The 16599-nt window shown below is 63.8% G+C and carries 15 protein-coding genes; 11 read left to right on the forward strand and 4 right to left on the reverse strand.

Annotated elements, in window-relative coordinates; genetic code table 11:
• Nucleotides 1-154: 154 nt before the first annotated feature.
• Nucleotides 155-1096 (reverse strand): EamA family transporter, encoded by a 942-nt coding sequence (locus tag BMY91_RS16130; RefSeq protein ID WP_090824077.1) that lies wholly within the window; start codon nucleotides 1094-1096, stop codon nucleotides 155-157.
• Nucleotides 1097-1164: 68 nt separating this feature from the next.
• Between BMY91_RS16130 and BMY91_RS16135 the strand changes: the two genes are divergently transcribed.
• Nucleotides 1165-2034: a LysR family transcriptional regulator gene (locus tag BMY91_RS16135; RefSeq protein WP_256212783.1), complete on the forward strand. Its 870-nt coding sequence runs from the start codon at nucleotides 1165-1167 to the stop codon at nucleotides 2032-2034.
• Between the two features lie 54 nt (nucleotides 2035-2088).
• The gene (locus BMY91_RS16140) at nucleotides 2089-2586 is read left to right on the forward strand and encodes a hypothetical protein (RefSeq protein ID WP_090823703.1); all 498 of its coding nucleotides are present in this window, start codon (nucleotides 2089-2091) and stop codon (nucleotides 2584-2586) included.
• Between the two features lie 52 nt (nucleotides 2587-2638).
• Here BMY91_RS16140 and BMY91_RS16145 read toward each other — a convergent pair whose 3' ends face one another.
• Nucleotides 2639-2860, reverse strand: coding sequence for a hypothetical protein (locus BMY91_RS16145; protein WP_090823705.1), 222 nt, complete (start codon nucleotides 2858-2860; stop codon nucleotides 2639-2641).
• Between the two features lie 480 nt (nucleotides 2861-3340).
• Here BMY91_RS16145 and BMY91_RS16150 point away from each other — a divergent pair, with 480 nt between their 5' ends.
• From BMY91_RS16150 to BMY91_RS16175, 6 genes are read left to right on the forward strand one after another with little or no spacing between them, the layout of a single operon-like run.
• On the forward strand, nucleotides 3341-3439 hold the full coding sequence (locus tag BMY91_RS16150) for a potassium-transporting ATPase subunit F (protein WP_090823707.1): 99 nt from the start codon (nucleotides 3341-3343) through the stop codon (nucleotides 3437-3439).
• A gap of 6 nt (nucleotides 3440-3445) precedes the next feature.
• Nucleotides 3446-5113, forward strand: coding sequence for a potassium-transporting ATPase subunit KdpA (gene kdpA / locus BMY91_RS16155; RefSeq protein WP_090823709.1), 1668 nt, complete (start codon nucleotides 3446-3448; stop codon nucleotides 5111-5113).
• Nucleotides 5110-7248: a potassium-transporting ATPase subunit KdpB gene (gene kdpB / locus BMY91_RS16160; protein ID WP_090823711.1), complete on the forward strand. Its 2139-nt coding sequence runs from the start codon at nucleotides 5110-5112 to the stop codon at nucleotides 7246-7248. Before kdpA ends, kdpB begins: the two co-directional genes overlap by 4 nt.
• Nucleotides 7249-7257: 9 nt before the next feature.
• Nucleotides 7258-7872 carry a potassium-transporting ATPase subunit C gene (locus BMY91_RS16165; RefSeq protein WP_090823712.1) on the forward strand — a complete coding sequence of 205 codons (615 nt, stop codon included), beginning with the start codon at nucleotides 7258-7260 and terminating at the stop codon, nucleotides 7870-7872.
• A 29-nt stretch (nucleotides 7873-7901) separates the two neighbouring features.
• Nucleotides 7902-10475: a DUF4118 domain-containing protein gene (locus BMY91_RS16170; protein ID WP_090823713.1), complete on the forward strand. Its 2574-nt coding sequence runs from the start codon at nucleotides 7902-7904 to the stop codon at nucleotides 10473-10475.
• A complete protein-coding gene (locus BMY91_RS16175) occupies nucleotides 10472-11149 on the forward strand; it encodes a response regulator (protein ID WP_090823715.1) in 678 nt (225 codons plus the stop codon). Before BMY91_RS16170 ends, BMY91_RS16175 begins: the two co-directional genes overlap by 4 nt.
• 75 nt (nucleotides 11150-11224) lie before the next feature.
• On the opposite strand, the gene ilvD is transcribed toward BMY91_RS16175, so the two are convergent.
• Nucleotides 11225-13087 (reverse strand): dihydroxy-acid dehydratase, encoded by a 1863-nt coding sequence (ilvD, locus tag BMY91_RS16180; protein WP_090823717.1) that lies wholly within the window; start codon nucleotides 13085-13087, stop codon nucleotides 11225-11227.
• An 86-nt stretch (nucleotides 13088-13173) separates the two neighbouring features.
• Between ilvD and BMY91_RS16185 the strand changes: the two genes are divergently transcribed.
• Complete coding sequence (locus tag BMY91_RS16185; RefSeq protein WP_090823719.1) at nucleotides 13174-14001, forward strand: helix-turn-helix transcriptional regulator; 828 nt, start codon at nucleotides 13174-13176, stop codon at nucleotides 13999-14001.
• 126 nt (nucleotides 14002-14127) lie between these two features.
• The gene (locus tag BMY91_RS16190) at nucleotides 14128-14601 is read left to right on the forward strand and encodes a PaaI family thioesterase (RefSeq protein WP_090823721.1); all 474 of its coding nucleotides are present in this window, start codon (nucleotides 14128-14130) and stop codon (nucleotides 14599-14601) included.
• Between the two features lie 4 nt (nucleotides 14602-14605).
• On the opposite strand, the gene BMY91_RS16195 is transcribed toward BMY91_RS16190, so the two are convergent.
• A complete protein-coding gene (locus BMY91_RS16195; RefSeq protein ID WP_256212785.1) occupies nucleotides 14606-15265 on the reverse strand; it encodes a TetR/AcrR family transcriptional regulator C-terminal domain-containing protein in 660 nt (219 codons plus the stop codon).
• A 46-nt stretch (nucleotides 15266-15311) separates the two neighbouring features.
• Between BMY91_RS16195 and BMY91_RS16200 the strand changes: the two genes are divergently transcribed.
• Nucleotides 15312-16586, forward strand: coding sequence for a beta-ketoacyl-[acyl-carrier-protein] synthase family protein (locus BMY91_RS16200; protein WP_090823725.1), 1275 nt, complete (start codon nucleotides 15312-15314; stop codon nucleotides 16584-16586).
• Nucleotides 16587-16599 lie beyond the last annotated feature (13 nt).

Raw genomic sequence — 16599 nt, forward strand, 5'->3', positions numbered from 1 at the left:
CATGGAATGGCCGCTACCGCCGTCTTGTCGTTACCCGATGTACCGGACATCCGCCTGCTGTTCATGGGCGGACTGGTAGTGCTGACATGCGCCGCTGCGGTAAGTACGGGGATCCTGCTCCTGCTGTTGGCACCGCTCGCCGCGCTGATGAGCGTCAGTTACCGGCGCCGTTCTGTGGCCCCGGACTTCCCGGCCCGCACCCCCGGCCCGGCCCCCGCTTCCGGCCTCGTCCCCGCTTCCGGCCCAGCAAAAGGACAGTGGCGTTCGCCGCAACAATCAGCCCAATCCCGGCCCACTGCCCCACAGCAAGGTCCTGGCGCAGGGCCACCGCCCCGATGATCGCAGCGAACACCGGGTTGATGCTCATGAGGACACCGAACAGGTTTGCCGGGACCCTGCGCAGAGCCATCAGATCAGCCACGTAGGGCAGCACAGATGCCAGGATTCCGGCGCCCACAGCACAGAGAACCGAAAAGCCGTCCACGGGCTGGTTGATGAAAATCACGACGGCGACCGGCAGGAAGAGCGTGGCGGACACTCCCGTTGCGGCTGCTGTTCCCTCGATCCCCTGGATCCTTTGGCCGACCGTCCGGTTGAGAAGGATATAAGCCGCCCAACTGCACGCCGCGATGAGCCCGAATCCAATGCCGGGAAAGTCCATGGAGGCTTCCGGCTGCGTAATGGCCACCACCCCGACTGCTGCCGCCATGGCACACAGCGCACTGCTTTTCTGCCGCGAGCTGATCAGTGCCACAGCAAGGGGCCCAAGGAACTCAAGGGTCACTGCCAAGCCAAGGCCAATCCTTTGAATGGACGAGTACAGGGCCAGATTCATGGTCCCGAAGGACAGCGCGAGGAGAAGAACCGGCCACCATTGGGGCCAGCTCAGTTCGCGCAGGCGCGGGCGGACCACCGGCAGGAGCACGACGGCGGCTATGAGTTGGCGGACGGCGACCACGCCAACGGGCCCCAGGACCGGGAAAGCAAGGGAACCGCTCGCGGCACCAAGCTGGTTGGAAAGTGCGCTGGCCACGAGCGTGGCAGCTCCGCCTGCCTTTCCGGACGGCTTTGCGCCGGCTGCACGTGTCTGGATCATGGTGAGATTCTGCGCTTGCACCACGCATCCCCTAAATGCATGGACAACGCTATTTATACGCTGGGCGCATGAATAGGATGGGCCTCATGGACGTCGAATTGAGGCAGTTACGGTGCTTGGTAGCCGTGGTGGATGAGGGCACCTTTACCGATGCCGCCATCGAACTCCGAATGTCCCAAGCCGCCGTGTCACGCAATATTGCAGCCCTGGAGCAGTCCCTCGGGACAAGGCTCGTGGAACGCACCACCCGGAGTGTGGGCCTTACCCCGTCCGGTGAGGGTGTGCTCGCCAAGGCCCGGCGAATCCTGGCTCTGTTGGCTGACCTGGAGGGCGAAGCCAGGGCAGGCACGGGACGCCTCCGGATCGGCTATGCCTGGTCCGCGCTGGGTCAGCACACCGCCGAGTTCCAGCGCCGGTGGGCAGCCACTTTCGCATCCACTGAGCTGCACCTGGTTCGCTCCAATACGCCCACCGCGGGTCTGGCCGATGGGAGCACAGACCTCGCCATCCTCCGCCGGCTGCCTGAGTCTGCCGCCGTCGAGCATGTGCGCATCGGTGAGGAGAAGCGGTACTGCTCCATGTCCTCCGACGACCCCCTGGCCCACAAACGATCGGTGACGTTGGCACGGATCGCCCAGCGGCCGGTCGCCATGGACCTGCGGACCGGCAGCACCACGCTGGATCTCTGGCCCGAATCGGAGCGACCTGGCGACGTGATTCCCACCCATGACGTTGACGATTGGCTGAACCTGATCAGCAGCGGCAAGGCCCGTGGGATCACGGCTGAGTCCACAGCGCATCAATATCGTCGGCGGGGCATCGTCTACAGGCCGGTGCGTGATGCCCCGCCCGTGCGGGTTTATGCGGCATGGTCCAGGAAGGAGCCACCCCGGGAGTGCGAACAGGTGGTGCAGTTACTGAAGGGGTTGTACGCCTGACTCCGGTGCGCAGCTGGCCTTCCGCCGGCCAACGCTGATGGCTAGCCTAGGCCCATGGAATCGGCATTGGCCTCCTGGAGCGAGTTCAACGTGGCGATCGCCGGTGCGGGGGCGGCGCTCGGAGGCCTGTTGATTGTGGCGCTGTCCGTCAACATCAAGCAGATCGCCGAGTCACGAGGCCTTGCCGCGCGGGCGGGTGCCGCCATCTCGGCGCTCATTCTGGGCGTGGTCCTGGCGTGCGCAGCGCTCATCCCGGAGCAGGAGTTGTGGACCTTCGGCGTGGAGGTCCTTGTGGGAACGCTGGCTGGTGGGATCATCGCATTCCTGGCGGCCCGCGCAATCGTGGAGGACCGCACTCCCGGTCATCCGCATCGCTGGGACGCCCAGCACATCGTGTCCTTCGTTTTCCCGCTGGTGGTCTATGCCGTGGGCGGGGTGCTTTTGGTGGTGTCGCTTCCGGTGGGTCTGGTGGTGGTGGCCCTCGGAACCATCGTGGCGCTGATCGGCGCGGTGGTGTTTTCCTGGGTGGCGTTGGTGGAGATTTTGCGCTGAAAAAGCGAACGACGACGGGAACCTCCCGTCGTCGTCCGCTTCGCGTTGGTCTTTAGTCAGCTTTTCCGGCCAGTGCCACCAAGACGCCGGCGGTGGCGAAGAATTTGTTGCTGCCGAGGTCGCGCACCGTCTTGATGCCCAGCCCTGCCAGTAATTCATCGTGTTTGTCGGTCAGTCCGGCAAGTGCAGACGGCGGTGCGGCAAGGACCTCGTCCAGGCTCGCATTTTCGTAGGATTTGTCGAGTGCTTTGCCCAATTCAACAGAAACAGCCAAGGCATTTCCTTTCATCGATACAGAACAATTGCAACGTGCGGAACGTGGATCAACAACATTATTACTAAGCAGCCTGCGGACTCTCCCGGAGGAATTTCCAATGTGCGCCGCCTAACGATCAAGATAGCCCACAATGGCGCAATTTTGTGGTCCTTCACCCGATAAATTGCCCTGCGCCCCGCGTTTACTGCGGAGAACCAAGGGCCACTCCATCGCCCTGGGAGGCCCACCTGCCGGACGCGGGCGTTAAGAGCGCGTCAAAATTTGGAGCCGCCGCGTTAAGGAACCGTAAGGAACGCCTTTTCGCCACTTTCACGGGAGTTGACTGACATCAGCCCCGCGAACGGGGCGTGGATGAAAGGACGTTCCAATGGCCGACGTGGCTGTTGTGGCGATTCTCGTGGCGAGCATGGGAATCGTGATGTGGGTGGCCCACCTCTTGGGCACAATGATCGACGGTGACGGCCCGGTGAGCGGTCAATGAACATGGACGCCATCATGTGGATTGCATTGTTCGTCGTTGGCCTGGCAATGGCCGGATACTTGCTGGCTGTGTTGCTTCACCCGGAAAAGTGGTGACGGCAGATGGTTTTCAGCACTGCATCATTCATCACCCAAATAGTTGTCCTGCTCCTCGCATTGGTTCTGTTGCACAAGCCTTTAGGCGTCTATATGGAACGGGTTTTCGCGGGAAGTACGCATTCCTGGCCGGAGCGGGTGTTCTATCGCCTGGCGGGGGTGGACGCCGGAACTGAACAGAGCTGGTCTGTATATCTGCGCAGCGTTCTGGTCTTTTCGGCCGTTTCCATCCTGGCAATTTTTGTCCTGCAGCGGCTTCAAGGCGTGCTGCCCGGGAGCAACGGACTTCCGGGGGTGGATCCGTGGATCGCCATGAACACGGCCATCTCTTTTGTTACCAACACCAACTGGCAAACGTACGTGCCGGAGGCCACCGTGGGCATCTTCGTCCAGATGTGCCTCCTGGCTGTGCAGAACTTCCTCTCTGCTGCGGTTGGAGTTGTGGTGGCGATGGCCTTGATCCGAGGCATCGTGCGAACCAAAACCCACCGCCTGGGCAATTTCTGGGTAGACGTCACCCGCGCCTCCTTCCGGCTTCTCCTGCCCATCGCCGTGGTGGGCGCCACCGCATTGGTGGTGGGCGGCGTCGTACAGAATTTCTGGTCCACCGAGGTTGTTAACCAAGCCACCGGAGTCGCCCAGGTGATTCCTGGTGGACCGGTGGCCTCACAGGAAGCCATCAAAGTACTGGGCACCAACGGCGGCGGCTACTTCAACGCCAATTCAGCCCACCCCTTCGAGAATCCGAGCGTCTTCACCAGCCTGTTCCAAGTGTTTCTGATCCTGCTCATCCCGTCCGCCCTGCCCTGCACCTACGGAAGGATGGTGGGTGACCGGCGCCAGGGCTTCACAGTTGCCGGCGTGATGGCCGCTCTTTGGCTGACCTCCACTGCCCTGATGGGCTGGGCGGTCGCTTCGGGCCAAGGCGCTGCTTCGACGGCGGCCGGCGGCTTGGGTGAGGGCTTCGAACAACGCCTGGGTCCGGCCGCAAGCTCGCTCTTCGCCGCGTCCACTACCCTCACCTCCACGGGAGCCGTGAATGTGGCGCATGATTCGCTTCCCCCACTGGCGGGCGGAATCGCCATGGTGAACATGATGCTGGGTGAGGTGGCCCCCGGAGGCACCGGATCCGGGCTGTACGGAATGCTGGTTTTGGCCATCATCGCGGTCTTCATCGCGGGGCTGATGGTCGGCCGGACACCGGAGTTCCTGGGCAAGAAGATCGGCCCGCGGGAAATGAAGCTCGCAGCCCTGTACATCCTGGTCACGCCAACCTTGGTGCTGGTGTTGGCCGGCATCACAGCGCTGCTCCCGGACGTCATGGCCAACGCACCGGCGGCGGGACCCCACCAATTCAGTGAGTTGTTGTACGCGTTCACCTCCGGCGCCAACAACAATGGCTCAGCTTTCGGCGGCATCACCAGCTCCGGGCCATACCTGTCCGTGATGCTCGGAATCGCCATGCTGCTGGGGCGGTTCCTTCCCATCGCGCTGGTGCTGGCACTGGCAGGTTCCTTGGCACAGCAAAGGAAAATCCCGGCATCATCGGGAACTGTGCCCACCCACGGAGGGCTCTTTGGATCACTCCTGCTCAGCGTCACGGTGATCATGACAGCCCTCAGTTACTTCCCGGCCCTCGCCTTGGGCCCCCTCGCAGAAGGACTTATCAAATGACCCGGTCCACCACGGCAACAGCCGCGGACACGTCAGCACTGACCTATGCTGACGGCAACCCACTCGGAACCCCCGGGGAGCACAAACACCACACCAAGGCGCCGGCGAAACTCAATGCCGCAACCATCCGCGCCGCTCTCCCCGTGGCCTTCAAAAAACTGGACCCCCGGCAGATGGTCCACTCCCCCGTCATGTTCGTGGTGCTGGTGGGCGCTGCCGTCTGCACGTTGATTTGCGTGGTCAAGCCGGCCGTCTTTGGCATTGTGGTGACCGCGTGGCTTTGGCTGACTGTCCTTTTCGGCACGCTGTCCGAGGCCATCGCCGAGGGCCGCGGAAAAGCCCAGGCGGACAGCCTCCGGTCCAGCCGCAAGGGTGTGATGGCCCGGCTCCGCCTGGACGACGGGACCACCAAGGAAGTGCCGGGCACTGACCTCACACTGAACGACGTTGTGATCTGCGAAGCAGGCGATGTCATCCCCTCTGACGGCGAGATCATTGACGGCCTGGCCAGCGTGGACGAGTCCACCATTACCGGCGAATCTGCGCCGGTCATCCGGGAATCCGGCGGTGACCGCTCCTCCGTGACCGGCGGTACCAAGGTGTTGTCGGACCGGATCCTGGTCCGCATCACAGCGGAACCCGGAGCTACGTTCATAGACCGGATGATCAAACTCGTTGAGGGAGCAGTCCGCCAAAAGACTCCCAACGAGATCGCCCTGCATGTCCTCCTGGTGTCCTTGACCATCGTGTTCCTGGTGGTCACCATGACCCTGGCACCTTTCGCGTCGCTGGCGGGAGCAACGCCGTCGCCCATCGTCCTGGTTGCCCTGTTGGTTTGCCTCATCCCCACCACCATTGGCGCCTTGGTTCCAGCCATCGGCATCGCAGGCATGGACCGCCTGGTCCAGCACAACGTGCTGGCAACCTCCGGCCGCGCCGTGGAAACAGCCGGCGACATCACCACACTGTTGCTGGATAAGACCGGAACCATCACGTACGGCAACAGGCGGGCGGTCAATTTCTTCCCGGCAAACGATGTGGAATTGCATGACCTCATCACTGCGGCACGGTTGTCCAGCCTGGCAGACGAAACCCCTGAGGGCTGCTCCATTGTGGAGCTGGCCAATGACAAGGGCGTAAACGGCCCTGAATTGGAAGGACTCCGCACAGGATCCAAGGAACTCACCATCGTGGAGTTCACGGCCAGCACACGCATGAGCGGCCTGGACGTGGACGGGCGCCGGATCCGCAAAGGCGCCGCGACCGCCGTCGAACTTTTCGTCAGCGAATCCGGCGGGCACATGCCTGCAGAAGTCCAGCAGCGCGTACAGGAAATCTCCGCCCAGGGCGGCACGCCACTGCTGGTGGCTGAAGACACGTACGACGGCGGCGCGCGGGTATTGGGAACAGTGCACCTTGCCGATGTGGTCAAGCCCGGCATGCACGCCCGGTTCGCGGAGCTGCGCAGGATGGGAATCCGCACCGTGATGATCACCGGAGACAACCCCGTGACGGCCAAAGCGATCGCGGCCGAAGCCGGCGTGGACGATTTTGTGGCCGAAGCCACGCCCGAGGACAAACTGGACGTCATCCGGCGCGAGCAGGGCGAAGGGCGGCTGGTGGCCATGACGGGTGACGGCACCAACGACGCCCCGGCTTTGGCAGCCGCGGATGTTGGGGTGGCGATGAATTCGGGAACACCCGCTGCCAAGGAAGCGGCCAACATGGTGGACCTGGACTCCGATCCCACCAAGCTGATCAACATCGTGGGCATCGGCAAGCAACTGCTCATTACCCGCGGGGCGCTGACCACGTTCTCGGTGGCCAATGACGTGGCCAAGTACTTCGCGATTGTGCCGGCGTTGTTCACTGCTGCGTTCCCGGGGCTCGGGATGCTGAACATCATGGGCTTGGCGAGTCCGTCGTCCGCCATCCTTTCGGCGGTGATCTTCAACGCCCTCATCATCCTGGCACTGGTTCCCTTGGCGCTCCGCGGCGTGAAATACCGCGCAGTGTCCGCCAACCAGGCGCTTGCCAGGAATCTGCTGCTCTATGGCCTGGGCGGCCTGGTGGCGCCTTTCCTCGGAATCAAGCTCATTGACCTGTTCATTTCCCTCATCCCCGGCATCGGCTAGGACACCACCATGAACGTGTTTATCGGTTATCTTCGTCAGGCCGGCACCGCCGCACGGTTCCTGCTCCTCGCCACAGTTGTCCTGGGACTCCTGTACCCGCTTGCGGTTTTTGGGGTCGGACAGCTGATTGCGCCCTTCCAGGCAAACGGTTCCGTGGTCAAGGACACCGCGGGCAACCCGGCCGCATCAGCCCTGATTTCCCAGGTGTCCGCAGACGACGCCGGCACGCAGGACCCAGCATGGTTTCATGCGCGCCCGTCGGCCGTGGGGTGGGATCCGGCGTCGTCATCGGCCAGCAACCTGGGACCCAACGATGCAAAGCTGCTCGACGCCGTTGCCGCCAACCGCGCGGCCGTCGCCCAGGCTGAGGGCGTCAGTGAATCCGAGGTGCCTGCCGATGCCGTGACGGCCAGCGGGTCCGGCCTGGATCCACACATCTCACGCGGGTATGCGGACCTCCAGATCGCCCGGGTTGCTGCAGCCCACGGGCTCAGCACGGACGTTGTGCAGGGGCTGGTGGACCAGCGGACAAGCAGCGGACTGGAAGCGTTCCTGGGCCAGCCCTCGGTGAACGTGACGCTGCTGAACCTGGACGTCGCAGCCGCCGGACACGATGATGATTAGGCGCCCGTTCCGAGTGGAAGAATGACGTTATGGCGCGGGCAACACTGAGAATTTTCCTGGGGGCTGCCCCTGGCGTCGGCAAAACCTACGCCATGCTGGAGGAAGCCCACAGGCTGCTTGGCCGCGGCGAGGACGTGGTGGTGGCCTTCGCCATGCACCACGGCCGCGCCGACACCCGCGCGCTGACGCAGGGACTCGAGGTCATCCCCACCCGGAGCATCGACTACCGCGGCAGTTTGTTTGAGGAGATGGACCTGGACGCAGTCCTGGAACGCCGTCCCCACACCGCAATCGTTGACGAGTACGCGCACACCGACATCCCGGGCAGCCGCAATCACAAGCGCTGGGAGGACATTGAGGAACTGCTGGAAGCGGGCATCAATGTCCTCTCCACCGTCAACGTCCAGCATCTGGCATCCTTGGGCGACGTGGTCAGCGCCATCACCGATGTGCACCAAGCGGAGACTGTCCCGGACGACGTGGTGCGCCGCGCCGACCAGATCCATCTGGTGGATATCTCACCGGAACTGTTGAGGCAGCGGCTGGGTGACGGCAAGATCTACACCGCGGACAAGATCGATGCGGCCCTGTCCAACTACTTCCGGATGGGCAACCTGACGGCACTCCGCGAGCTTGCCCTGCTGTGGCTGGCGGACCGGGTGGACGAAGGCCTGGCGAGGTACCGTGAAGAAAACCAGATCGAGGAGAGCTGGCCCGCCAGGGAACGCATCGTCATCGGATTGACCGGGGGGCCTGAAGGTGAGGTCCTGATCCGCAGGGCCGCCAGGATCATCAAGCGCGTCAACGGTGGCGACCTTCTGGCCGTCCATGTTCGCGCGGCTGATGGCGTTGCTGCCGAATCCCCGCAGGCGTTGGAAGCCCAGCGCACCCTCATCCGGGACCTTGGCGGCAGCTACCACACGGTGGCTGGCGAGGACCCCGCGAAGGCCTTGCTCGACTTTGCCCGCAGCGTCAACGCCACCCAGATCGTGGTGGGCGTATCGCGTCGGAAGGCCCTGGCCGGGCGGCTCACCGGCGGCGTGGGGAACAAAGTGGTCCGTGACTCCGGCGACATTGATGTTCACATGGTCTCCCACCCCCTGGGTGGCCGGGGCAAGGAGCCCTCGCGGCCACGTGACCTTGGCCGCGTCCGGGTGATGGTGGGCTTTGCGATGGCCGTTGTGGTGCCTGTCCTGCTGCAACTCCTGCTGGCCGCCAGCCCATCGCATAACATCGCCACGGCAGTCCTGGTACAGCTCAGCGGTTCTGTTGCCGTTGCGCTGGTGGGCGGCCTGTGGCCCGCGTTGCTGGGTGCCCTGTGGAGCAGCGCCCTGGTGAATTTCTTCTCTGTCCCACCCTTGGGCACCCTGACCATCAGCGATCCCCAGAACCTGTTGGCGCTGCTGGTCTTCGCTGGCGTGTCCTCAGCTGTGGCCGTGGTGGTGGACCTTTCAGCGAGGAGGTCCAAGGAGGCCGCCCGGGCCCGATCGGAAGCAGCCACCTTGGGCGATCTCACCCGCGGAGCAACTACGGCCGAGGACACTGTGGTGGGTCTGCTGGAGCAGGCCGTGGACGTCTTCCAAGTCCGCCGGGCTGCCCTCTACGAGTCAGCGCCCCGCGACGAATCAGCTCCCGGCGACGACGTATGGCGGCTCATAGCCGCGGCCGGCGATGACGCCCCCGGAGACAACGAGAACATTGAACAGATCGATGCCACCACCCGGCTGGTCCTTACGGGCAGGGTTCTCCCTGCGAGCGACCGCCGCCTTCTCGGTGCTTTTGGCTCGCATCTCTCAGCGCAGCTGGAACGCCGACACCTTGCAGCAAGCCGCCGCGAAGTCATGCGGCTGGCCGAAAGCAACACCATGCGCACCTCCATTCTCCGCGCCGTATCGCATGACCTCCGTACCCCCTTGGCCGGCATCAAACTGGCCGTCGGCGGCCTGCGGCAACCCGGAGTCCGTTACACCGAACAGGAGGAACAGGAGCTCCTGGCCACCATCGATGAGTGCTCGGATCGCCTGGACGTACTGGTGGGCAACCTCCTGGACATGTCCCGCATTACCTCCGATTCCGTGAACGCCCTGATCAAGCCGCTCCGTTGGTTCGACGTGATTCCGGCGGCACTTCACGGGGTCCCGGCCGGAAGGGTCCGGGTGGATCTCCTCCCCAACATGCCCGAGGTGGACGCCGACGCCGGGATGCTTGAACGCGTGGTCGCCAACATCGTGGAGAACGCCGTGAAGTACGCGCCGAACTCCGACATCGTAATTGTTGGCGCCGCCGGTGGACTCAGCACCACCACATTGGCCGGACAGCCAGCCAGCGAGCTGCGGATCATTGACCACGGCCAAGGAGTCCCCGCCGCCAGTGTGCTGCAAATGTTTCAACCCTTCCAGCGACTGGACGATGTCCCAGCCGCCACTGGAGTGGGATTGGGGCTCGCCGTGGCCAAGGGTTTCACCGAGGCAATGGGCGGCACCCTCACTGCTGAAGAAACTCCCGGTGGCGGCTTGACCATGGTGATCCGGCTGCCGTTGTCCACCGGCGTGTACTCCCTGCCATCTCCCGAAAGACCCTCCAGCGAACGGCGTCCGGCATGAACAGCATCCTGGTAGTGGACGACGATCCCCACATTGTCCGTGCCCTGGCCATCACCCTCAAAGGCCATGGATACACCGTCACAACAGCCATGGATGGCGAATCGGCACTCCATGCTGCAGCCCAGCGTCCAGTCAACGTGGTCATCCTTGACCTCGGCTTGCCGGACATCGACGGCACCACGGTGATCACCCGCCTCCGCGAGTGGAGCACTGTACCCATCCTGGTCCTGTCAGCGCGGCACGGCTCCAACGACAAGGTGGAAGCACTGGATGCCGGAGCCGACGACTACATCACCAAGCCTTTCGGACTCGACGAATTGTTGGCACGGCTCAGGGCCATCCTGCGGCGGAACACCGATTCAAGGGAGGAAACCACCACCATCGAGACCAGCTCATTCACCGTGGACCTGGCAAAAAGGCAAATCACCAAGTCAGGTCAGGACGTCAGAATGACGCCTACCGAATGGAACATCCTGGACATCATGGTCCGCAATCCGGACAAACTGATCACCCAGCAGCAACTCCTCACCGAGGTCTGGGGCCCGGCATACGCCAAGGAAGCCAACTACCTTCGCGTGTACATGGCCCAACTCCGCCGGAAGCTGGAAGTTGAACCGGGTACCCCACGCCACTTCATCACTGAACCCGGGATGGGTTACAGGTTCGTCCCGTAAACAAAAGCCGCCCACCGGCGTCGTGCGTTCAGAGAAGCACGACGCCGGCAGGCGGCTTAAGCGCGAAACGTTGCCCTAGAGGTTTTCCACCAGTGAGACGTCGCGGACGGCGCCCTTGTCCGCAGACAATGCCATGGCGGCGTAGGCACGAAGCGCTGGAGACACGTGACGTTCGCGGTCCTTCGGCTTGTAACCACCGTTGGCTTCGAGCTTTTCGCGGCGTTCGGCGAGGATCTCGTCGGAGACCAGCACCTGGAGGGAACGCTGCGTGATGTCGATGCTGATGATGTCGCCGTTTTCCACCAGGGCGATGGTGCCGCCGGAGGCAGCTTCCGGTGAGATGTGCCCGATGGACAGGCCCGAGGTGCCGCCGGAGAAGCGGCCGTCCGTGATGAGGGCGCACTTCTTGCCCAAGCCGCGGCCCTTGAGGAAGCTGGTTGGGTACAGCATTTCCTGCATGCCGGGACCACCCCTGGGGCCTTCGTAGCGGATCACCACTACGTCGCCTTCCTTGATGGTCTTGTTCAGGATCTTCTCCACGGCCTCGTCCTGTGACTCGCACACAACTGCAGGGCCTTCGAAGATCCAGATGGACTCGTCCACGCCCGCGGTCTTCACCACAGCGCCGTCCACTGCCACGTTGCCGCGCAGAACCGCCAGGCCGCCATCCTTGGAGAAGGCGTGCTCCACGGAACGGATGCAGCCACCCTCGGCATCGGTGTCCAGGGAGGTCCACTGGTTCGACTGCGAGAACGCGGTGGAGGAGCGGACACCACCGGGAGCCGCGTGCCACAGGGCCTGTGCTTCCTCAGTGGCTTTGCCGCCGCGGATATCCCAGTCGTCCAGCCAGCCGTCCAGGTCGGTGGAGTGCACGGAGTGGACGTTCTTGTGCAGGAGGCCGCCGCGGTTCAGCTCACCCAGCAGTGCGGGGATGCCGCCGGCGCGGTGCACGTCCTCCATGTAATAGGTCTTGTCCCCGGCGACGTTTGGAGCCACCTTGGCCAGGCAGGGCACCTGACGGGACTTGGCATCCATCTCGGCCAGGCCATACTCCACGCCTGCCTCTTGGGCCGCGGCCAGCAGGTGCAGGATAGTGTTGGTGGAGCCGCCCATGGAGATGTCCAGGGCCATCGCGTTGTCGAATGCCTCAGCGGTGGCGATGGAACGCGGCAAGACGGAGTCGTCGTCGCCGTCGTAATAGCGCTTCACGAGCTCGACGACGGTGGCGCCGGCCTTCTCGTACAGCGCCTTGCGGGCGGTGTGGGTCGCCAGCACGGAGCCATTGCCCGGCAGTGCCAGGCCGATCGCTTCGGCCAGGCAGTTCATCGAGTTCGCGGTGAACATGCCCGAGCAGGAACCACACGTGGGGCAGGCGTTCTCTTCGATGAGGTTGATGTCTTCATCGGAGATGGATTCGTCCACAGCATCGGCAATGGCATTCACCAGGTCCAGCGAGCGCACGGAACCGTCGGTCAGGGTCACGCGGCCGGCCTCCATGGGACCACCGGAGACGAACACCACCGGGATGTTCAGGCGCAAGGCGGCCATGAGCATGCCCGGGGTGATCTTGTCGCAGTTGGAGATGCAGACCAGGGCATCGGCGCAGTGTGCGTTGACCATGTACTCAACGGAGTCGGCGATCAGGTCGCGGGAAGGCAGGGAGTAGAGCATGCCGGAGTGGCCCATGGCAATGCCGTCGTCCACGGCGATGGTGTTGAATTCGCGCGGCACAGCGCCCGCGGCGAGGATGGCGTCGGAGACGATCCGGCCCACGGGAGCGAGGTGGGTGTGGCCGGGGACGAACTCGGTGAAGGAGTTGGCCACGGCGATGATCGGCTTGCCGATGTCCGTGTTGGCGACGCCGGAGGCGCGCAGCAGTGCGCGGGCGCCGGCCATGTTGCGGCCATGGGTGACAGTTCGTGAGCGTAGTGCAGGCATGAATACCATCCTGCTGTTCTTCTACGACGGGTGGAAGACGGTGTTGCTACTAGTAGTGAAAGTACCAGAGTAATAGTGTTGGGGATGTGAAAGACGAGAGGCGCAAGGAGCTGGGGCTCTTCCTCAGGACGCGCCGCACCCAGGCCCTGCGTTCGGACTACGGGCTGCCCCCGGTAGGCCGATCCCGCGAGCGCGGGCTGCGCCGGGAGGAGATCGCCTTCCTGTCCGGGGTCAGCGTCACCTGGTACACCTGGCTGGAGCAGGGCCGGGATATCAGTCCCTCACGGCAGGTCCTCGAGTCCATTGCCCGGGCGCTGCATCTCTCTGACACCGGGTTGAGCTATGTGCTTTCCCTGGGCGGCTACTCGTCCGCTCCGCCGAAGGGTCCGGTGGCGGCCGATGCTCCTGCGCATGTGCAGCGACTCCTGGACGCCTTGGACCCTAATCCCTCGTACGCTTTGTCCCCGGATTGGGGCATTGCCGGCTGGAATCGGGCTTACGAGGCGCTGTACCCCAACATCGGCACCTTCGATGCCTCGGACCGGAACCTCCTGTGGCTCGTCTTCACCGACCCCTACATCCGCGATCTCCTGCCCGACTGGGATGTCACCAGCAAGAGATTCCTGGCAGAGTTCAGGGCCGAAACCGGGCAGCGGCTGGGTGATCCCGACGTCGAATACCAGGTGGAGCGGCTCAAGGAGGCCAGCCCGGAGTTCCAGGAAAGCTGGGCCCGCTACGACATCCTGGGCTTCGAGTCCCGCGAGCGCCAGTTCCACCATCCGGCGGTTGGCGTGCTGCAACTGGAACACCATCAAGTATCGCCTTCGGACCGGCCGGACCTGCACATCGTGGTCTACACCCCTGCACCCGGGAGCGATGCCGGGGAACAGATGCGCAAACTGATGGGGACGTAGCTTGCGGAGAACTACACTCTGAGACAGGCGTCCGCGTACTGCGGTACCGCTCCATCGCTACAGCAAAGCCACTTACTGAGGGGTGCACCAGTGACAGACGGCCATTCTCAGACGGAACGCCAGCGCATGATCACATGGCAGGACCCGGCCGATGGAGTGGCAGCCATGCCCAGCATGAGTGGCCTGGAATATTTGCGCTCAATGATGGGCAACACCCTGCCTCCACCGCCCATGAACCACCTGATGAACATGACGCTGGTGGAAGCGGGCCAGGGAACAGCAACGTTTACCTGCCAACCGGATGAATCCCACTACAACCCCCTGGGGACGGTTCATGGCGGACTGGTGTGCACCCTGCTGGATTCAGCACTGGGTTGCGCCGTCCAGACCACGCTCCCCCAAGGTATGGGCTACACGTCCATCGAAATCAAAGTGAACTACCTTCGCCCCGTCCATGCGGGCTCAGGTCCGCTGACATGCGTTGGCGTCGTGACGAAGCCGGGCAACCGTGTGGCTTTCGCGGACGGGACCGTCACGGATGCGAAGGGCAAGGTGGTGGCGACGGCCAGCGGTTCGCTACTGGTCTTTCCCATCGGTTGACGTCTTAGCTGCCGGGCTCTGACCGACCACGAACCGTCAACGTGCCGGCCAGGTCCACGTCGCTTCCGGAGCCCGTGACACCGGCCTGCGAAAGAAGGATGGCTCCGAAAGCTGCGCTCCAAAACGTCCTGATTTCCACATGCAGCGGCCGTTCCACTTCCCAGTCCCTGTGGTTCAGGATTCGCGCAAGGTAGCGGCCGGACTGACGGAACAGCAGATTCAGATGCTGGTCCACCACTGCAGCGAGGGCAGGGCGGGATGTTCCCACGGCCAGGGCGCGCACCACCAGCGGCATGGACGGGAGCATCAAGGCTGTGCGGGCCATGTTCCTGCGGAATGATTCGGGACTTCCGGCGCTGCGCCCGATCGACTCAACGCGCTCCGCGTCGTGGAGCAACGCCAGGAAAGCTGCGTGGATGAAGAGCGAGTCCTTGGAACCAAAGTAGTACGTCACCTGGTTGGGAAAGACCCCGGCATCGGCGGCAATCGCCGCCACGCTCACCTCAGCGGAGGAACTGGCGAGGTAGAGCTTGACCGCGCTGTCCAGGATCCGGCCCCTGGTCGAGTGGCCACGGGCTTGGGTTGGGCCACCCGGTTGGCGTTTACCCTTGCGCTCTGCGGTCATGAGGGAAGCTCTGCGGTCATAAGCAAAATTGTACTTCATACAATTATCTGGATATCTTGTATGCCATACAAGAAAGGGAGTTGCCATGAGGGCACGAGATATCGCAGTGACAGGACTGGGCGCCACCACGCCGTTGGGAGGCACCGTCGAGAGCACCTGGGCCGCCCTCCTTGAGGGCGTTTCAGGGGTTCGCGACGTCGGGCAGGAGATGCTGCGGGACAGCGGACTCCCGGTAACCATCGCCGCGCCCATGGCTACCGACCCCGCCAACGGCCTTGACGCCGTCGAAGCCAAAAGGCTGGACCGGGTTCAGCAGGCCGCCATGGTTGCCGCGGCAGAAGCCTGGGCGGATGCTGGCTCACCAAAGGTGGACGGCACCCGGCTGGCTGTAGCCATCGGAACAGGCGTGGGCGGAATCGGCACACTGCTCCGGGAGGACGACACCCTGGAGAACCGCGGACAACGCCGCGTCTCCCCACGCGCCGTACCAATGCTCATGGCCAACGGACCCGCCGCGGCAGTAAGCATCCGCTATGGCGCCAAAGCAGGTTCATACACCCCGGTCTCAGCGTGTTCCTCCGGCGCCGAAGCAATAGCCCTGGCCGCCAGGCTGATCCGCTCCGGCGAAGCTGATGTAGTCATTGCCGGTGGCGCCGAAGCCGCCATTACGCCCTTCACCGTGGCTGCCTTCCTGCAAACGAGGGCCCTCTCGACCCTCGCGGCAGACCCGGCTTCCGCATCACGACCCTTTGCCTCCGACCGCGACGGCTTCGTCCTCGGCGAGGGAGCAGGCATCGTTGTGCTCGAAAGCGCCGAGCATGCACTGGCGCGCGGCGCCACTGTCCATGCGGTCCTGCGCGGAGTGGGAATCGCCTCCGATGCCTTCCACATGACGGCACCAGCGGACGATGGCCAAGGCCAGATCACCGCCATCACCAAAGCCCTCAGCGACGCCGGCATGAACGCTGCGGAGGTGGGTCACATCAATGCCCACGCCACAGGCACCTCCCTGGGCGACCTTGCTGAGGCGAAGGCCATTAGGGCCATCTTCAGCGACACCATCCCCGTAACTGCACCCAAGGCATCCCTTGGACACCTCTTCGGGGCCGCCGGCGCTGTCGAAGCCATCATCGCGGCACGGAGCGTTGCGCAGGGGATCATCCCTCCCACCCGCAACCTCCATCCCGGAAACGTGGACCCGGATATCCGGCTGGACCTGGTTACCGCGCCGCGCCGTATCACCGAGCCGCGCCCTATCACCGAGCAGCGCCACGGAACACCTCTCACAGCACTGTCCAACTCCTTCGGATTTGGCGGCCAGAACGTCAGCCTGATCTTCGGCAAACCCGGCCTTCAGTAAGCCCTGCCCCCGT

Origin of the sequence: Arthrobacter sp. yr096 (assembly GCF_900108925.1) — a bacterium.
In the GTDB taxonomy this organism is placed as follows: Bacteria; Actinomycetota; Actinomycetes; order Actinomycetales; family Micrococcaceae; genus Arthrobacter.

Coding starts and splice junctions, on each gene's coding strand:
- BMY91_RS16200 (WP_090823725.1), top strand. CDS start 15,312: ATGAGGGCACGAGATATCGCAGTGACAGGACTGGGCGCCACCACGCCG.
- BMY91_RS16190 (WP_090823721.1), top strand. CDS start 14,128: ATGATCACATGGCAGGACCCGGCCGATGGAGTGGCAGCCATGCCCAGC.
- ilvD (WP_090823717.1), bottom strand. CDS start 13,087: ATGCCTGCACTACGCTCACGAACTGTCACCCATGGCCGCAACATGGCC.
- BMY91_RS16150 (WP_090823707.1), top strand. CDS start 3,341: ATGAACATGGACGCCATCATGTGGATTGCATTGTTCGTCGTTGGCCTG.
- BMY91_RS16140 (WP_090823703.1), top strand. CDS start 2,089: ATGGAATCGGCATTGGCCTCCTGGAGCGAGTTCAACGTGGCGATCGCC.
- BMY91_RS16165 (WP_090823712.1), top strand. CDS start 7,258: ATGAACGTGTTTATCGGTTATCTTCGTCAGGCCGGCACCGCCGCACGG.
- kdpA (WP_090823709.1), top strand. CDS start 3,446: ATGGTTTTCAGCACTGCATCATTCATCACCCAAATAGTTGTCCTGCTC.
- BMY91_RS16135 (WP_256212783.1), top strand. CDS start 1,165: ATGAATAGGATGGGCCTCATGGACGTCGAATTGAGGCAGTTACGGTGC.
- BMY91_RS16170 (WP_090823713.1), top strand. CDS start 7,902: ATGGCGCGGGCAACACTGAGAATTTTCCTGGGGGCTGCCCCTGGCGTC.
- BMY91_RS16175 (WP_090823715.1), top strand. CDS start 10,472: ATGAACAGCATCCTGGTAGTGGACGACGATCCCCACATTGTCCGTGCC.
- BMY91_RS16130 (WP_090824077.1), bottom strand. CDS start 1,096: ATGATCCAGACACGTGCAGCCGGCGCAAAGCCGTCCGGAAAGGCAGGC.
- BMY91_RS16195 (WP_256212785.1), bottom strand. CDS start 15,265: ATGAAGTACAATTTTGCTTATGACCGCAGAGCTTCCCTCATGACCGCA.
- kdpB (WP_090823711.1), top strand. CDS start 5,110: ATGACCCGGTCCACCACGGCAACAGCCGCGGACACGTCAGCACTGACC.